Genomic DNA, 15,743 nt, shown 5'->3' with positions numbered 1-15,743 from the left:
CGGGCGGGGGGGCAGGGTACCAGGTTCTGACGATGGGTTCCTCTGCCTTCGACCGTCGCAAGCCACCCGGGCGGTCGGTTATGATCTCTCACGCCGACGCCCGGGATTGTACTCGATCACGTCCGTTGGCGGCGGCGAGAGATGTGTGTCAAACCTGCGCGCGCGCCGATAGATCGCCCGGAAGGCGCGCATGAACTGGTGTCCGTCGTTGGGCCCGAGCTGAGCTTAGGTATGACAAGCGACAAAGGCGCGTCTACGGCGCCCCAACTCGTCGAGTGTCCGGCCCAGCCAAATCGCGACCGCGGCGGGTGATGACGTCCTGGTAGCCTTGGATCGTGGCTTCGGATCGACCCTTCAGACGACAGCGCGCGAGGCACCGATCAAGGGCCTGCTGGAGGGTAAGAATCTCGCGGATTTCTTCCTGCCCGAGGGGCGGGGGGAAGGCGAGCAGTCTTGGCTTCTCGCGCACCGTCGCGGTGAGGTTGTGGCCCCAGGTTCGAGATTGAGTGATCTGAAATTGCGTCATGCAGCGTCTCCTGGCCGGCGATGAGCGCCCCACTGCCAGAAGCCCCAAAACCCGGGGGCGCGAACAAAGGCATGTCCTAAGCACATTGATGCTCAGGAAGGGCCGAGCAGTCGAGCGGAATTTTCAGACAGTCTGTTGTTTTTGCTGTGGTATCGTTCCCGGGTGGCTGGCCTGCCGTAAGGTCGCCGGCATCGTTCTTCTCGACGTCAGCAAGCTTCGTGCTGTAGGCCTGATTTTCCAGTCTGTTGCGTGCTCGTAAGTGCGCTTCTGGCGCGGGGACATGGCGGAACTGGTAGACGCACCGGATTTAAAATCCGTTGGGCATAGCCCGTCCGGGTTCGACTCCCGGTGTCCCTACCAAGGTGGCGGAAGCGCGGCCCGGGTGGTCGGCGACCGTTGTTACCCATGCTGTGGCATGCGGGATGGCGTCAGTCCTTAACCCATGATTAAAGGAGCAATCGTCCGCCGCCTGAGGTTTGCGGACGGAATAGCTTGGGGGAGCTGTTCGTCACGTGATGAGACCACTTTTCTATCAGAATCCGGTCGCCCTTCACCCGACCGCGCATGGCGCGGCGGGGCTGGCGGAGGCGTTGGATTATGGCTTTGCGCGCAAGACCAACGCCATCCCCGTCAGCCTGGCGGAGATTCCGATCGCCGCCCTGTCCTATCCCATCGCCTTCACTACCGAGGGCGGCGCGCGGCCGGTGGCCGTGGTGGGTTTGCGGCAGGACGAGAACCTGTTCGTCGACGCCAAGGGCGCCTGGCTGGAGGGCGCCTATGTTCCGGCCTATGTCCGCCGCTATCCCTTCATCCTGGCCGAGTATGGCGAAGGCGAAGAGCGGGGCGTTCAGCTTTGCATTGAGGATCATCCGGAGATCCTGGTGCAGGGTGCGGGTCAGCCCCTGTTCGCCGACGGAGAGCCGTCGCGGATCGTCAAGTCGGCTTTCGACTTCTGCAAGTCACTGCGCGCGGCGGACCTCGCCACCGCGCCCTTCGTCGAAGCGCTGGTGGCCTGCGGCATTCTCGAGGGTCGGGCGGCCACCATCCAGCTACCCACCGGCGGTGATCTGAAGATGGCGGGCTTCGCCACCATCGACGAGGCCAAGCTGCGTGCCTTGCCCGACGAGGTCTTCCTGCTGCTGCGCCGTCAGGGATGGATGAGCGCCATCTACGCGCAGATGCACTCTGCGCTGAACTGGGCCCGGCTTGGCGACCTGTTGGTGAGCAACGACCGCTAGAACAATCCCAGCGCCCTTGAAGCTGGCCACCCGTCGCGGCCGACTACCAAGTCGTCATGGATGGCGATGCGCAGCGTCTTACCGGCCTCGACGATCTCGCGGGTCATCTGAACGTCGGCGCCCGCTCCAGGCCCTGAAGTTCGCCACCGTCCGCCATGGACCCGCTCCGCCACGGTTCGCCCGGGTAATGTTCCTTATTCGTTCCAGATTGGCGCGGGGCGGGCGAGGCGGATCGACGCAGCTAACCGCTCAGTAACTACGCAGGGAGATGATTTGTTAGACTCAAGGTGGTCAGGTTGAGTCCTTCTTGGAGATCCAAGCGATGGCCCGCCCACAGAAACGCGTTGCAGCGGCCCATGAGGCCCTCGGCATTCCGCCGGTTCCCGCCGACGCCTGGGTTCTCGCGCCATCGCCGGTGCGCCTGGCGGACGGCGCCTTTGATCCGATCGACAGTCCGGCCCGCCAGCTGCAGGCCGATCTGGCCGCCAGTCTCTCTCAACACCAGGATGATGACCGCCGCTGGTCGCCGCGCCGGTCCCTGGCCTTCATCACCGTGGGCAGTCTCGCGGGCTGGGCCCTGCTGATCACCGCCGCCCGGGCGATGTTCTTCTAGGCCTCAGTCGCCCTGAACCGGCGGCTTGAACAGGCCCATGGGCGACAGGGTGAAGACCTCGTAGCCGGTCTCCGTCACACCCACCGAATGCTCGCACTGGGCTGACAGCGATTTGTCGCGGGTCACCGCCGTCCAGCCGTCGGCGAGGACCTTCACTGGGTGCTTGCCCAGGTTCACCATGGGTTCGATGGTGAAGAACATGCCCGGCCGCAGCAGCTCACCGCTGTTCTTGTGGCCGAAGTGCAGGATGTTGGGCGCATCGTGGAACACCCGGCCCAGGCCGTGGCCGCAGAAGTCCCGCACCACCGAACAGCGCTGGGCCTCGACATACTGCTGGATCGCAAAGCCGATGTCGCCGGTCCGGGCGCCGGGCTTCACGGCGTCCAGGCCGTGCTGCATGGCCTCATAGGTCACGTCGATCAGCCGCTTGGCGCGCGGGGCGATGGCGCCGACGCCGTACATGCGACTATGATCCCCGTGCCAGCCGTCGACGATGACGGTGACGTCGATATTGGCGATGTCGCCCTCGCGCAGGGGCCGCTCCCCGGGGATGCCGTGGCAGACCACGTGGTTGACCGAGATGCAGACCGTCCGGGTGTAGCCGCGATAGCCCAGGCAGGCGGGCAGGGCCTTGTGATCGAGGATGAACTCGCGGGCCAGCCGGTCCAGGTCGTCGGTGACGGCGCCGGGCACGACGTGCGGGGTTAGCATGTCCAGGCACTCGGCGGCCAGCTTGCCGGCGGCGCGCATGCCATCAAACCCTTCCGGGCCATGGAGGCGGATCTCGCCGGTGCGGGTCTCGGCCTCGAGGACGTCGGTCAGGGTCATGCTCGTTACTCCGCGACGGCCGGGGCGTCGCGCCAGGGGATGGCGTGGGTGATGCGGATCGCGTCCGCACCGATGTGGCAAGCATAGCACAAAACCTCAACCCCCGCCTTCGCCGCGTCGATCAGGCCGGCGGCGTATTTGGGGTCGAGTTCGGCGCAGGCGGCGAAGGCGTCGCAGTCGGTGCGCTGGATCACGAACAGCATGACCGCGCGGTGGCCCTGGGCGGCCATGGCCTTCAACTCTCCCAGATGCTTCAGCGACCGCGCCGCCACGCAGTCGGGGAACTCGGCGAGGGTTCCGCCGCGCTTCAGGTGACTGTTCTTCACCTCCAGCCAGCACGGCGGGCGACCCGGGCTCTCCAGCAGGAAGTCGATGCGGCTGGCGACCCCGTAGTTCACCTCGCGGTGGACCGACGCGTAGCCGGCCAACTCCGGAATCAGGCCCAGGTCCAGGGCCTCGGCCACCAGCCGGTTGGGGTGCATGGTGTTGATCCCCACCAAACCGCCGTCGACCTCAACGATCTCCAGGGTGTGGGCCAGCTTGCGCTTGGGATTGTCCGACTTCGAGATCCACACGGGGAAGCCCGGGGTGTTCAGCCCCAGCATGGCGCCGGGGTTTGGACAGTGGGTGGTCAGCTCCGTCCCGTCGTCCAGCACCACATCGGCGAAGAAGCGCTTGTAACGGCTGACCAGGCGGCCACGAACGAGCGGTTGGTCGAAGTCCATGGGCGCGGCTCGTCCGATACGCTAAGCGGAAGCCTGATCTAGGCGAGGAGAGCGGCGATGGGTAGTCCGGCGGGGCAGGGGGCGGTGACCGCCGCGGTGCTGATCATCGGCGACGAGATCCTCTCGGGCCGCACCCAGGACACCAACCTGCGTGACATCGCGCTCTATCTCGGCGTCCACGGGGTGGACCTGATGGAGGCCCGCACCGTCTCCGACGTGCATGAAGACATCATCGCCGCCTTGGACGCCCTGCGGACCCGCTACGACTATGTCATCACCACCGGGGGTATTGGTCCGACCCACGACGACATCACCGCCGATGCCGTGGCCGCGGCCTTCGGCGTCGCGCTCTACGAACACCCCGACATCATCGCGATGATGAGCGCCCGGTGGGGCGCCGAGCCCAACGCCGCGCGCCGGCGCATGGCGCGGGTGCCGGTTGGCGGAGACCTGGTGAAGAACCCGGTCCAGGGCCCGCCTGGCTTCACCATTGGCAATGTCTTCGTCCTGGCCGGCGTGCCGCAGATCATGCGCGGCATGCTGGAGGACGTTGGTCATCGGCTGAAGGGCGGGGCGGTGGTGTTGAGCCGCACGGTGCGCGTGGAAGGCTCGGGCGAAGGTGTCATCGCCGCGCCGCTGGAGGCGGTGGCCAAGGCCCACCCGGGCATGAGCCTGGGGAGCTACCCCTTCTACGGCGAGGGCGGTTATGGCTCGAACCTGGTGCTGCGCGGGCGGGACGCCGCGGAGCTGGAGGCGACGGTGGCGGAGCTGATCGCGGCGCTGGAGGCGGCCGGGGTGGCGAAGGTGGCGGAACTCGAGATCCCGGCCTAGGTCGGGGCGGACCGATAGCATTGGGGTGCGCGCGTCCCGCTTTGGGTCGATTTGTCTACGGGCGTAGCGACCGCGACCCGAAATGACCCGGAGTCCAAGCTGTGTCGAGCGCGCATGAACACATAAGCGCCGCTTCGGTCGTCTTGCCGGACGCCGTGATGGACGCCGCTCAACAACCCCACTAAAGCAAACACGCCCTGCCCAGTGGGCTTGGCGGGCGCGTGAAGGTTCGCTCGTCAGGCGAACGGCCGCTCACTTTTAGGTCTGATTTTCACTGAACTTCGCGAAACCTTCTGATATGACGCCAACACGCCGGTTGCGCCGGGCGACACGATCCGGATCGCCGAACGGTTCTTCTAGAGGCCGGTCATCGCCGCCGCGACTGGGGGAGAGATGCAGACAATCCTGGTTAGCGGCGGCGCCGGCTATATCGGCTCGCATACCTGCCTGAGGCTGTCCGAAGCCGGCTTTCGTCCCGTGGTGTTCGACAATCTGTCTAACGGCCACGCGGCGTTCGCCCAGTGGGGACCTCTGGAGGAGGGCGACATCCGGGACGCCGCGCGTCTGGACGAGGTGTTCAGCCTCTACAAGCCCGCGGCTGTCGTCCACTTCGCCGCCCTGATCGAGGTTGGCGAGAGCGTCCTGCATCCAGGCCGCTTCTATGAGAACAATGTCTCGGGCGCGGTCAGCCTGATCGAGGCGGCCCGTCGCGCCGGGGTGAACGCCCTGGTCTTCTCATCGACCTGCGCCACCTATGGCGATCCGGTGCAGGTTCCGATGGACGAGAGCCATCGCCAGGCGCCGCTCAACCCCTACGGCCACTCCAAGCTGATGGTGGAGCAGATCCTGCGCGATCTGGACCGCTATTCTGGCTTCCGCTCGGTGATCCTGCGCTATTTCAACGCCGCCGGTTGCGATCCCGAGGGGCGCATCGGCGAACGACACGAGCCGGAGACCCACGCCATCCCCCTGGCGATCCGCGCGGCCATGGGCTCGAACCACGGCTTCAGGATTTTCGGCGACGACTATCCTACCGCCGACGGAACGGCGGTGCGTGACTATATTCATGTGCTCGACCTCGCGGATGCCCACGTCCTGGCGCTGCGCCACCTGTTGGCGGGCGGCGGGAGTGATGTGTTCAACCTGGGCACCGGCACGGGGACCAGCGTCCGCGAGTTGGTGGCCGCCATCCAGGGTGTGGCGGGCGGCGGTTTCGATGCCCAGACCGCGCCGCGCCGTCCCGGCGACGCGCCGGCCCTGGTGGCCGACAACCGCAAGGCGCGTGAGGTCCTGGGCTGGAGCCCGCGCTACCGTCTCAACGACATCATAGAGTCCGCGTGGCGCTGGCATCAGGCCGAGTCGGCGCGAGGGAAGGACTAGGTGGCGACCTTCAACACGCTTTCCGAAGCCCTGGCCGCCTACGACGCCTGGCTGAAGGACGCCGCTCTCCCGCTCTGGTGGAGGCTCGGCGTCGACCATGAGCGTGGTGGCGTCCTGGAAGCGCTCACCGTTCAGGGCGATCCTGCACCCGCGCCGCGCCGCGGGCGGGTGCAGGGCCGACAGGTCTATGTCTTCACGACGGCCGGCAGCCTGGGTTGGACGGGGCCTTGGAAGCAGGCGGCGAGGCACGCTCTGGACTACACCTTCGAGCACTTCCAACGCCCAGATGGTCTGGTCCGCAAGTTGGTGTCCCTCGATGGGCAGGCGCTGGACGACGGTGTGGCGGTCTATGACCAAGCCTTTGCCCTGCTGGGCATGGCGATGATGCACGCGGCGGGCGGCTATGGCCGCGACCTGCCGGCCGAAGCGGCCCGGACCCGCTCGGGCCTGCAGGCCTTGCGCCACCCGAACGCCGGGTTCCGCGAGACCGACGACCATCCCAATCAGTCCAACTGCCACATGCATGTCCTGGAGGCCTCTCTGGCCTGGATCGAGGCGGGGGAGGGCGACTGGGACAGCCTCGCCGACGAGATGGCCGAGATGGCGCTCTCCACCTTCATCGACGCGGACGGCGGCTTCCTGCGGGAGTTCTTCGACGAGGACTGGAAGCCTGCGGCCGGAGATGACGGGCGGCGGGTCGAGCCAGGCCATCAGTTTGAGTGGTCCTGGCTGATGTCGCGCTGGGGACGGCTGCGGTGCCGCCAGGACGCCCTCGACGCCGCCCGAAAGTTGTTCGAGCACGGCAAGCGCGGCGTCGACGCCCGCGGCATCGCCGTAAACGCGCTGTGGGACAACCTCATGGTCTGCGAGCCGGAGGCCCGGCTCTGGCCCCAGACCGAATATATGAAGGCCGCCCTGACCTTGGGCCAGGAAGCCGACGCCTTGGCGGCGGCGAACGGCCTGTGGCTCTACCTGCAGACCCCGGCCGCCGGTGCCTGGTACGACAAGCTCCGGCCCGACGGGACCTTCGTCGACGAGCCGGCACCGGCCAGCTCCTTTTACCACATCATCTGCGCCATTGCGGAGCTGAGCCGGCACCAGGCGAGCGTCGCTGAGGCGATCGCCGCCGCCATCGCTAACGAAGAATACGACCCAAGCTCCCGGAGCGAGCGCTCTCGATCACCATGTCTCTGACCTTGTTGTAGAGTCGTGGAGGCAGGATGCCGTAAGCGATCTCGCCATCCTGGTTGGGTTCTAGGTCGAATCCGGGCCAGGCGAACTCATTGACTTCTTCGGCGACCACCCAAGATCGCGCATCGTCCAGCTCCAGATGTTCCTTCACTCTCGGCGGAATCTCCAAGGCCGATCTGTCGGCGGTCGGTGCGGAGTGGGTGATTGGCGCGACCATGACGATCATCAGCCCATCGGCGGCGCGCCGATGCGACAGAGTGATCGCGCAAGGGCGCGGGTAGCGGGCGTTGTCACGTCCCTGGTCGCATTCACATCGCCAGAGATAGTTGAACCGGATCACGAGGCCGATTTCTGGCTTCGGAAGGGCCACGGGACCTATTCGTCCAGCAGGGCGTCGAGGTGTTCATGCGCCGGGTCGACGCGCGCTTCGGTGAGCGCCGCCAGCGACTCCGCTGACAACTCGTGGGTCCATTGGGCGCGGGTGGCCAGACTCTTAAGCCGTACGAACTCGTCGTAGTCGTGTTTCGACATCAAGACCTCTGTGACGCGGTTGTGGTGGGTCACAGCGACGGGCTCTCGTTGAGCCGCTTGGCGGTAGCGTGAGAAGCGCTTGGCGATCTCGGTTGCAGGGACTTCGATCATGGCGACCTCCATAGTCCGTAAAATGCGGATTTTCCGGACTTCCGTCATGGCTGCGATCCAGGAGGCCGTCCACGCTCGGACCAATGCATCCGGACCGGATGCATTGGTTGGCCGAGGCCACAATCCCGGCGCGTGCATTCGGCACTGGGCTATATCAGTCCAACCGAGAAGGAACGTAGAGCGGCGTAACCCCGTCCACTATTTCGGGGGAACACCTAGCCCCCGGACGGGCTGGGGTCGTGCAACAGCCAGGGCTGTTTCACGTGATGCTTTGTTGGTTCTCCAGTCGCCAACACGAGCTGCATAGCCCGGCCTGATGACGTCTACGCAGGTCGGGGCGGCGCCGCCCAACGGCGGGCATCTGTCCAAGCCAAAACAAGCGTCACCATGGAGAAAGTGAAATGTTGATCGCTGGAAGCCCTGACTTGAATGCGATGCGACTGCGAAGTTTCTGGCAGTTGTTGTAAAAATACGCCCCTAGCGCGAGGCGAGAGGGACTAGAAGCTGCACAACAATCCGCCGAGTCCGGATGATCTTGGGGTTCTCTCATGCGCTATCGCTCGCTTCTCTTCGCCGCCGCCTCCGCCATGACTTTGTGGAGCGGCGCGGCCGCCGCTCAGTCCGCGTCCGAGGAGGTTAATGTCGACGAGCTGGTTGTCACCGGCACGCGCACCGTCGGCCGCTCGCGTCTCGACACCCTGGCGCCTGTCGACGTCATCGGCGCTGAGGCGATCTCGCGCCAAGGCGCATCTACGGAGTTGGCTCAGGCCTTGGCGAACCTGACGCCTGCCTTGGACTTCCCGCGTCCGGCTATCACCGACGGCACCGACCATGTGCGTCCGGCCACCCTGCGCGGCCTGGCTCCTGACCAGACCCTGGTGCTGGTCAACGGCATGCGCGGCCACGTCTCGGCCCTGGTGGCGGTGAACGGCTCCATTGGTCGCGGCTCCACCGCCTTCGACCTCAACACCATCCCCACCGTCACCGTTGACCGTGTGGAGGTTCTGCGAGACGGGGCCTCGGCTCAGTATGGCGCCGACGCCATCGCTGGTGTCATGAACATCCGCCTGCGCGAGGCCGCCTCCGGTGGCGGCGCCACCTACAACTACGGCGTCTACAACACCACGGTGCGCACAGCGCGGGGCAAGCGCGACGCCAAGGACGGCGTCACCCAGTCCTTGGCGGCTTGGCAGGGCTTTGGCCTTGGCGACGACGGCTTCCTGACGGTGTCGGGCGAGTATGTGAAGCGCAACCCCACCAACCGTTCCGACTATGCCGACCGCGTCGCCCTTCCGCTCTACAATCCCGGCCGCATCATCGGCCGCTACGGCGATCCGAAGGTTGAGAGCTACACGGTCTTCGCCAATGCCGGCCTGCCGCTTAACGACACCTGGTCGGTCTACGGTTTCGCGGGCTATCAGCAACGCGACACCAACGCCGCGGCCACCGCGCGCGCCTACAACAACGCCAACAACGTGGCGGCGGTCTATCCGGGCGGGTTCCTGCCGCAGATCGAGACCGAGATCGCCGACCTCACCCTGCAGGGCGGGATCAAGGGTGAGACCGCTGGCTGGAAGGTCGATCTGTCAGCCAACTACGGCAAGAACGAGCTGGAATACACGGTCGTCAACTCGATCAACGCCTCCTATGGCGCGGCCTCGCCGAGAACCTTCCGGGCCGGCTCCCTGGAGTACACCCAGTGGATCGTCGACCTGAACCTGTCGCGCACCTTTGATGTCGGCCTGGCGGAGCCGCTCAATGTGGCGGGCGGCCTTGAGTACCGTGACGAGTCCTTCGGGATCGGGGCGGGCGAGGCGGCCTCCTATACGGTGGGTCCCGACCCCACCAAGGCTGGCGTCTCCCAGGGCTTCCCCGGGTTCCGTCCCGCCAACGAAGTTGACGTCTCGCGTCACAACTACGCCGTCTATGTCGACGTGGAAGGCAAGCTTACGGAGAAGTTCGGCTTCGACATCGCCGGCCGCTACGAGGACTACTCGGACTTCGGCGGCAAGGGCACAGGGAAGCTTGCCCTGCGCTACGACTTCAACGAGGCCTTCGCCCTGCGTGGCGCGGTCTCCTCGGGCTTCAAGGCTCCGGCCCTGCAGCAGCAGTACTTCACCTACACCTCCACCAACAACGTGCTGGTGGGCACCACCTTCCAGCTCATCGAGGTGGGCACCTTCCCGGTGTCCAGCCCCGTGGCGCGCGCCCTTGGCGCCAAGCCGCTGGAGCCTGAAACCTCGGTCAACTACTCCCTAGGCATGGTGTACCGTGCGGGCGCCTTCGAGCTGACCGTCGACGCCTACCAGATCGATCTGGAAAACCGCATCGTCCTGTCGGAGAACTTGCCCAACACCAGCACGCCTGCGGCGACGTCGGCGGCGATCACCGCCCTGCTGGCCCCCTTCGGCGTTAGCGCCGCGCGCTTCTTCATCAATGGCGTGGACACCACCACAAAGGGCGTCGACGTGGTGGCTCGCTACCGTATGGACCTGGGTGACAGCCGCCTGGACCTGACGGCGGCGGCGAACTTCAATTCCACGGAGGTGACCAAGACCCCGGCTCTGCCGACCCTGTCGGCCCTACCGCAGCCGGCCTTCCTCTTCGACCGGGCCAATCGCCTGACCTACGAAGAGGGCACGCCGGAACGTAAGCTGGTGTTTAGCGCTGATTGGACTCGCAACAACCTGGCCCTCAGCACCAAGGTTACCGACTATGACGGTGTCCTGTCGCCGAGCAACAATCCGGCCTTCGATATCGGCACGGGTCGGGCGACCCTGGTGGACCTGGAGGGGCGTTACACCTTCCCGATGGGGGTGACCCTGGCGCTTGGCGCCAACAACATCCTTGATGAGTACCCCCGCTCGACCCCCACCAGCATCAGCGGCGCCACGGGATCGATCGGCTTCCCCGGCTACTCGCCCTTCGGCTTCAACGGCCGGTTCGTCTATGGCCGCTTGAGCTACAAGTGGTAGCCGACTGAGGCTTAAAGTAGAGGACGGCGCGGCCTTGTGGCCGCGCCGTTTTCTATTGTTCGTGGCTCGACGGGTGCAAGGAGCGCTCACCTGTTGTGTGTCGGATCCAACAGGTCCCCATTGCTGGACATCAAGACGCTGCACCTATCTGGCGTCTTTATTGCAGCAGATCCTCCGTCGAACAGAAGGGTCGAGCATGACAACGTCAGAATGGGATATTCAAGGCCGTGCCGTGCCAGCGGAGGCTCAATGGAGTGAGCACCCCGTCGCGGTGTGGCTTTTCAGGACCGTGAACCTAGTCGCCGTGTGCGGTTTGTTGCTCGTCGTTGTCCAGGCCGGAGTGGTCCGCCACCTATTAGCCGCTGAGTAGCCGAACCCCTTGGGTTGCTTCGCGCGCGCAGGCCGGGTCAAGTCGCGCCATCAATGAATTCAGCTTGGGCCGGCGTCAGCGCCGCCATGCCGAAAACGGGCTTTTGTGGCGAGACTGCGTTCACAAACCCGTCTGCCCGAGCCGGACGTCGTAGACGCTTGAGGAAAGGGAGAGGCCCGATGAACAGGTGGCGATTCTTCCGCATCGCGATTTGGGTTAACATCATCTCCTTCATGGTGGTTCAGCTGACGGCAGGGGACGCCCTAACGGGCAAACTCGAGCTCGGGCGCTACTTCCTCAACAATCGCGGTCACCTCACCGAAGTTTCGCAAGCTACGTTCGTCGCGGCGAAATTGTGGGCATGGGCCACGATGTTGTCGGTTATCATCCTGCTCTGGAAACCACCGCAGGGACCCAAGGCCTGACGGCTCCGCCTTTTCCCGCGCAAGCGGTCCGAAATCCAGCGCCGCAAACTCTGTGGGAGGCGCGCCTGCGGGACGACAGCGACACTTACCAAGCCGACAGGCTTAGGCCCGGCGGGGGGGGGCTGACTGTGGCGTGTCGGCTATTTCACGACCGTCAGGACAGCTGCGGCGACGCGGCATGCTGACCAGACCGCGAGCGGGATCACGGGCAGGGCCGCAAAGAGCGCGAGTCCTGCCTGAAACGTTGGGCCGAAGGAGGTTGGCTCTGATCCTCCCTCGTTTCAGTGGACACCCATGCTAGCTTTTCGGAGCTGGAGAGGAGTGTCTGATGAGTGGTACGCGCCGGGCTTTTCCGGAGGCCTTCAAGCGGGAGGCAGTGGATCGTGTGAGGAGCAGCGGCCTGTCGGTCGGCGCCGTGGCCCGGGAGTTGGGCTTGCACGAGACGGTGCTTCGACGATGGATGACCCAGTTCGGGGCGCAGGCGACGGGGACCTCGCGGCGCCCCAACACGCAGGCGGTGGCCCCGTCGCCGTCTGATCTGGCCGCGGAGAACGCCCAGCTCCGACGTGAGAACGACCGGCTGCGGATGGAGCGCGACATCCTAAAAGAAGCCGCGCTCATCTTCGGAGCGACCTCCCGATGAAATTCGGGTTCGTCGATGAGCATCGCAAGGTCTGGCCGGTTCGGGTGATGTGCGCGGTCCTGGGGCTGTCGGCCAGCCGCTATTACGCCTGGCGGGGCAGGCCCGAGAGCCGGCGCGCAGCGGCCAACCGGGCGCTGCTCGACGACATCCGCCTGATCCATGCCGAGAGTAGCGGGACCTACGGCTCGCCGCGCGTGCACGCCATTCTTCGCGGTCATGGACGCCGCGTCGGACGCTGCCGCATCGAGCGGCTGATGCGTCGCGCGGGGCTTCGCGGGCTGGCCGCCCTGCCGCGGCGGACACGGACGACAGACAGCCGTCATGGCTATCCGATCGCCCCGAACAGGCTCGCCCGTAACTTCACCGCAGCGGTGCCCAACCAGATCTGGCTCGCCGACCTGACCTACATCCCCACCGGCGAAGGCTGGTTGTACCTGGCCGCGATCCTCGACACGCACACCCGCAAGATCGTCGGCTGGTCCATGCGCCAGACCCTGCACACCGAGATCGCTCTGGAGGCGTTGAACATGGCTGTCGAACGCCAGAGGCCGGCTCCGGGCCTGATCCACCACTCCGACCGCGGCATCCAGTACGCCGCCGAGGCCTATCGCTCAGCCCTTGCCCGACAGGGGATCACGCCGTCGATGAGCCGCAAGGGCGACTGCTGGGACAACGCCCCGATGGAGAGCTTCTTCCACACCCTCAAGACCGAGCGGGTCCATCACCGGGTCTACGCCACCCGCGACCAGGCCCGGCGCGATCTGTTCCAATACATCGAGGGCTTCTACAATCCCTGCCGCCTGCACTCGGCACTGGGATATATCAGTCCAGCCGACGCCGAACGAAGAGCGGCTTAACCCCGTCCACAAATTAGGGGGAAGATCACTCATAGACGGCTGACAGGGAATGGGCGGCGCTCGTTCTCCTCCCAATTTCCAGCGGCGCCCGGCTAGCGGGGATGGAAGACAAATCCCGGTTGGGCGTAAAGGCGCGCCCACTCACCGCGCGGTAGTGAGCTTAGAACGGGCGTCTGCGCCGCGTCGGTTCCTTAGGTGGTTCGTCGGTCGGCTTGTACTTGTTGGCTTCCGCTGAACCGCCTTTGCGCCCAGCGTCTTTCGCCAAGTCCCGATTGATTGAGAACGAGCGCTTTTCTGCTGGCACAGACGCCCCACCCTTGATGGCGATTGTCCGACGCCGCTCGGGCGACATCGCCGCAAACCCCCTTCGGGCCTTCGGCTTTGCGGGGGGGGGGTGGATTCGTCTGACATAGGACCTCGGATACGCGGTGCAGGCTGCTGAGTTCTGCCAACGTGCCAAGTCGCTAAGCGATGCCAAATGATCCACGCGCTTCTGAGTGACGCCCATCTTCTCCCTTGGTCCGCGCGGGGCGCAGCGTATCCCTCCGGTGAGGGCCGCCTTGCCGGCCTGAGACGGTTGGCGATGCTGAGCGTTTAAGTCTGGTCATATGGCCGGTCGTATGAGCGGGCGTAAGAGCACTGGATGAGCCAGCTCACGTTGCTGACCGGCGAGCGCCGCCGGACGTGGACCGACGAGCAGAAGCTGGCGATTTGGACGAGGCGTTCGGGGGCAGCGCCATCGTTGCCGGCCGCCCCGGTTCCAGAGGATGTCGAAGCGCTGAAGGCGGCGCTGGCCAGCATGCAGGCCGAGCTGGATGCGGCGCATGCCGATCGTGATCTGGACCGCGCGGATGCGGCCGTAGCTATCGCTAAAGTCGCCGCGGCCAAGGCCGAGCGCGCTGATGACCAGGCGCTGATCGCCCATCTGAAGCTGCAGATCGCCAAGCTCAATCTCAAGCGCGAGCGGTTCGGGACGTTTTCTGAGCGGTCCAGCCGGCTGCTTGATCAGCTGGAGCTGCAGCTGCAGGAGCTGGAAGCCTCGGCCACGCAGGACGAACTCGCCGCCGAGCAGGCCGCCGCTCGGGCCACGACCACGGTTAAGGCGTTTACCCGCAAGACACCCTCGCGCCAGCCCTTTCCAGGGCATCTGCCGCGCGAGCGATTGGTGATCGAGGCGCCGAAGACCTGCGCCTGCTGCGGCGGCGCGCGCCTAGGCAAGCTCGGCGAGGACGTCACCGAGACCCTGGAGGTCATCCCGCGCCAGTGGAAGGTGATCCAGACCGTTCGCGAGAAAGTCTCCTGCCGCGACTGGGACCCGGCCCAGGCGCGCGCTAAAACGGCGGCATGACCGCAGACCAGAAGATCGCGCGCCTCAAGATCGCCCTCGACGATGTCGAGCCCAAGGTTGAGCGCTGGATCGTCGTTCCTCTCAGGATCCGCCTGGATCGACTCCATGAAGTGCTGCAGGCGGCCATGGGATGGACCAATAGCCACCTGTGGGAAATCCGAATCCGTAATCTCGGATGGGGGCCGGCCGACCCGGACAATCTGTTTGGGGATGGTCCCCTCGACGCCCGCAAGACCACGCTCCAGCAGGCGCTGACCCAGACGGGCGCCAAGCGGTTCACCTACCTCTACGACTTCGGAGATGGTTGGAGCCACACGGTCAAGCTCGATCGGTTCGAGACCCTTCCCGCCGGCATCGACGCAACGTTCCTGGCCTACGCCAAGGGGCCATGTCCGCCGGAAGACTGCGGCGGGCCGTTCGGCTACGCCGATCTCGTCCAGGCCTACACTGACCCCGCTGACGAGAGCCATCACGACGCCCTCGACATCCTCGGGACGAGGTTCAATCCGATCGCCGACCCCACCACGGATCGATACGACGCAATCCAACGCGTCGTCGGACGTTGGGCTCGCAAGCCGCGCAAATCTCGCTAACCGCGGCACTCCCCGGATGGGTACGGCGCAGCGCGCCTGCCGGGTCCCGCTGGCCAAGACTGGGAAGCGCCGCTGAATGTTAAGGGGGGCGTCCGGTCGGACGGCGTGCTCTCGCGTTTAGCTTTGGAGATAGTCGACGGCCTGAAGCCAACCTTTTGAGTCCAGCTTGCTGTTTGCCGCAGTGTAGGAGTTCGGGAGCTTGCCCGTCTGAGGCGCCCACAGTGTTGTGTAGCTCTTTTCCTGAGCGCCGTTCTCAGAGCTCGGCGAAGCCTGCTTCGGTGAGCATTATAAACCCGTTGGGACCATTTTTGAGAAGGCCCCGCTCAACGCCAGCCTTCAGGCCGTTCAAAACATCAGCAGCTTTAAGGCCACCGCGCGCGGTGGCGAGGCTGCTGACAGCCAATCCCTCTCCGGCCTCTAGAGCATTCTGCGACCTGATTGAATCGTTGGGGATTCCCAGGGCCCGCGGATTCTGATTCAAGCTCTGTGCTGGTGACGGAGGCTGGCACCTATGAGCAAGGCGCTGTCAGTTGATCTTCGTGAGCGTGTGATCGGCGC

Annotated in this window: 16 protein-coding genes, 1 tRNA gene and 1 pseudogene; 11 read left to right on the top strand and 7 right to left on the bottom strand. The window is 65.4% G+C overall.

Annotated elements, in window-relative coordinates; translation table 11 throughout:
- Positions 1 to 253 precede the first annotated feature (253 nt).
- Entirely contained in the window at positions 254 to 526 is a 273-nt protein-coding gene (locus tag Q8N10_RS07570) for a hypothetical protein (protein ID WP_304782540.1), read from the bottom strand.
- A gap of 274 nt (positions 527 to 800) precedes the next feature.
- On the opposite strand from Q8N10_RS07570, the gene Q8N10_RS07565 reads away from it, so the two are divergent.
- Both Q8N10_RS07565 and Q8N10_RS07560 read left to right on the top strand, forming a co-directional pair.
- Positions 801 to 886 (top strand) — tRNA-Leu (locus Q8N10_RS07565).
- Between the two features lie 155 nt (positions 887 to 1,041).
- Positions 1,042 to 1,764, top strand: a complete 723-nt coding sequence (locus tag Q8N10_RS07560; RefSeq protein ID WP_304782610.1) for a SapC family protein — start codon at positions 1,042 to 1,044, stop codon at positions 1,762 to 1,764.
- Here the strand turns inward: Q8N10_RS07560 and Q8N10_RS07555 are convergent.
- A complete protein-coding gene (locus tag Q8N10_RS07555; protein WP_304782543.1) occupies positions 1,761 to 1,871 on the bottom strand; it encodes a hypothetical protein in 111 nt (36 codons plus the stop codon). The genes Q8N10_RS07560 and Q8N10_RS07555 overlap by 4 nt on opposite strands.
- A gap of 215 nt (positions 1,872 to 2,086) precedes the next feature.
- On the opposite strand from Q8N10_RS07555, the gene Q8N10_RS07550 reads away from it, so the two are divergent.
- A complete protein-coding gene (locus tag Q8N10_RS07550) occupies positions 2,087 to 2,377 on the top strand; it encodes a hypothetical protein (RefSeq protein ID WP_304782546.1) in 291 nt (96 codons plus the stop codon).
- Between the two features lie 3 nt (positions 2,378 to 2,380).
- Here the strand turns inward: Q8N10_RS07550 and map are convergent, their stop codons facing one another.
- Positions 2,381 to 3,205 (bottom strand): type I methionyl aminopeptidase, encoded by an 825-nt coding sequence (gene map / locus Q8N10_RS07545; RefSeq protein WP_304782549.1) that lies wholly within the window; start codon positions 3,203 to 3,205, stop codon positions 2,381 to 2,383.
- A 5-nt stretch (positions 3,206 to 3,210) separates the two neighbouring features.
- Entirely contained in the window at positions 3,211 to 3,930 is a 720-nt protein-coding gene (sfsA, locus tag Q8N10_RS07540; RefSeq protein WP_304782552.1) for a DNA/RNA nuclease SfsA, read from the bottom strand.
- 57 nt (positions 3,931 to 3,987) lie between these two features.
- On the opposite strand from sfsA, the gene Q8N10_RS07535 reads away from it, so the two are divergent.
- From Q8N10_RS07535 to Q8N10_RS07525, 3 genes are all read left to right on the top strand, one after another.
- Complete coding sequence (locus tag Q8N10_RS07535) at positions 3,988 to 4,761, top strand: molybdopterin-binding protein (RefSeq protein WP_304782556.1); 774 nt, start codon at positions 3,988 to 3,990, stop codon at positions 4,759 to 4,761.
- Positions 4,762 to 5,154: 393 nt separating this feature from the next.
- Positions 5,155 to 6,141, top strand: coding sequence for a UDP-glucose 4-epimerase GalE (galE, locus tag Q8N10_RS07530; RefSeq protein ID WP_304782559.1), 987 nt, complete (start codon positions 5,155 to 5,157; stop codon positions 6,139 to 6,141).
- Positions 6,142 to 7,335: an AGE family epimerase/isomerase gene (locus Q8N10_RS07525; protein ID WP_304782562.1), complete on the top strand. Its 1,194-nt coding sequence runs from the start codon at positions 6,142 to 6,144 to the stop codon at positions 7,333 to 7,335.
- Here the strand turns inward: Q8N10_RS07525 and Q8N10_RS07520 are convergent.
- The gene (locus tag Q8N10_RS07520; protein ID WP_304782565.1) at positions 7,277 to 7,702 is read right to left on the bottom strand and encodes a growth inhibitor PemK; all 426 of its coding nucleotides are present in this window, start codon (positions 7,700 to 7,702) and stop codon (positions 7,277 to 7,279) included. The two genes, Q8N10_RS07525 and Q8N10_RS07520, sit on opposite strands and share 59 nt — an antisense overlap.
- Positions 7,703 to 7,707: 5 nt before the next feature.
- On the bottom strand, positions 7,708 to 7,974 hold the full coding sequence (locus Q8N10_RS07515) for a type II toxin-antitoxin system Phd/YefM family antitoxin (RefSeq protein WP_304782568.1): 267 nt from the start codon (positions 7,972 to 7,974) through the stop codon (positions 7,708 to 7,710).
- Between the two features lie 548 nt (positions 7,975 to 8,522).
- Between Q8N10_RS07515 and Q8N10_RS07510 the strand changes: the two genes are divergently transcribed.
- From Q8N10_RS07510 to Q8N10_RS07500, 3 genes are all read left to right on the top strand, one after another.
- Positions 8,523 to 10,949 carry a TonB-dependent siderophore receptor gene (locus tag Q8N10_RS07510; RefSeq protein WP_304782571.1) on the top strand — a complete coding sequence of 809 codons (2,427 nt, stop codon included), beginning with the start codon at positions 8,523 to 8,525 and terminating at the stop codon, positions 10,947 to 10,949.
- 549 nt (positions 10,950 to 11,498) lie between these two features.
- Positions 11,499 to 11,744 carry a hypothetical protein gene (locus tag Q8N10_RS07505; protein ID WP_304782574.1) on the top strand — a complete coding sequence of 82 codons (246 nt, stop codon included), beginning with the start codon at positions 11,499 to 11,501 and terminating at the stop codon, positions 11,742 to 11,744.
- 328 nt (positions 11,745 to 12,072) lie between these two features.
- A protein-coding gene (locus Q8N10_RS07500) for an IS3 family transposase (RefSeq protein ID WP_304782580.1) occupies positions 12,073 to 13,244 on the top strand; the annotation gives its coding sequence in 2 pieces (ribosomal slippage) (positions 12,073 to 12,352 and positions 12,352 to 13,244; 1,173 coding nt in all).
- Positions 13,245 to 13,404: 160 nt separating this feature from the next.
- Here Q8N10_RS07500 and Q8N10_RS07495 read toward each other — a convergent pair.
- Entirely contained in the window at positions 13,405 to 13,596 is a 192-nt protein-coding gene (locus Q8N10_RS07495) for a stress-induced protein (RefSeq protein ID WP_304782583.1), read from the bottom strand.
- Positions 13,597 to 13,986: 390 nt separating this feature from the next.
- Here Q8N10_RS07495 and Q8N10_RS07490 point away from each other — a divergent pair.
- Positions 13,987 to 14,553 (top strand): annotated as a pseudogene (locus Q8N10_RS07490) (IS66 family transposase zinc-finger binding domain-containing protein); the annotation flags it as partial.
- 35 nt (positions 14,554 to 14,588) lie between these two features.
- Positions 14,589 to 15,185 (top strand): plasmid pRiA4b ORF-3 family protein, encoded by a 597-nt coding sequence (locus tag Q8N10_RS07485; RefSeq protein ID WP_304782586.1) that lies wholly within the window; start codon positions 14,589 to 14,591, stop codon positions 15,183 to 15,185.
- Positions 15,186 to 15,743 lie beyond the last annotated feature (558 nt).

This window comes from Phenylobacterium sp. (genome assembly GCF_030693625.1).
Lineage (GTDB): Bacteria > Pseudomonadota > Alphaproteobacteria > Caulobacterales > Caulobacteraceae > Phenylobacterium > Phenylobacterium ferrooxidans.
This window is presented reverse-complemented; position numbering and strand designations above follow the sequence as displayed.

Excerpts from the sequence above, each read along its gene's own strand:
- Q8N10_RS07570 (WP_304782540.1), bottom strand. The coding sequence starts at position 526 with ATGACGCAATTTCAGATCACTCAATCTCGAACCTGGGGCCACAACCTC.
- Q8N10_RS07560 (WP_304782610.1), top strand. The coding sequence starts at position 1,042 with ATGAGACCACTTTTCTATCAGAATCCGGTCGCCCTTCACCCGACCGCG.
- Q8N10_RS07555 (WP_304782543.1), bottom strand. The coding sequence starts at position 1,871 with ATGACCCGCGAGATCGTCGAGGCCGGTAAGACGCTGCGCATCGCCATC.
- Q8N10_RS07550 (WP_304782546.1), top strand. The coding sequence starts at position 2,087 with ATGGCCCGCCCACAGAAACGCGTTGCAGCGGCCCATGAGGCCCTCGGC.
- map (WP_304782549.1), bottom strand. The coding sequence starts at position 3,205 with ATGACCCTGACCGACGTCCTCGAGGCCGAGACCCGCACCGGCGAGATC.
- sfsA (WP_304782552.1), bottom strand. The coding sequence starts at position 3,930 with ATGGACTTCGACCAACCGCTCGTTCGTGGCCGCCTGGTCAGCCGTTAC.
- Q8N10_RS07535 (WP_304782556.1), top strand. The coding sequence starts at position 3,988 with ATGGGTAGTCCGGCGGGGCAGGGGGCGGTGACCGCCGCGGTGCTGATC.
- galE (WP_304782559.1), top strand. The coding sequence starts at position 5,155 with ATGCAGACAATCCTGGTTAGCGGCGGCGCCGGCTATATCGGCTCGCAT.
- Q8N10_RS07515 (WP_304782568.1), bottom strand. The coding sequence starts at position 7,974 with ATGATCGAAGTCCCTGCAACCGAGATCGCCAAGCGCTTCTCACGCTAC.
- Q8N10_RS07510 (WP_304782571.1), top strand. The coding sequence starts at position 8,523 with ATGCGCTATCGCTCGCTTCTCTTCGCCGCCGCCTCCGCCATGACTTTG.
- Q8N10_RS07505 (WP_304782574.1), top strand. The coding sequence starts at position 11,499 with ATGAACAGGTGGCGATTCTTCCGCATCGCGATTTGGGTTAACATCATC.
- Q8N10_RS07495 (WP_304782583.1), bottom strand. The coding sequence starts at position 13,596 with ATGTCGCCCGAGCGGCGTCGGACAATCGCCATCAAGGGTGGGGCGTCT.
- Q8N10_RS07485 (WP_304782586.1), top strand. The coding sequence starts at position 14,589 with ATGACCGCAGACCAGAAGATCGCGCGCCTCAAGATCGCCCTCGACGAT.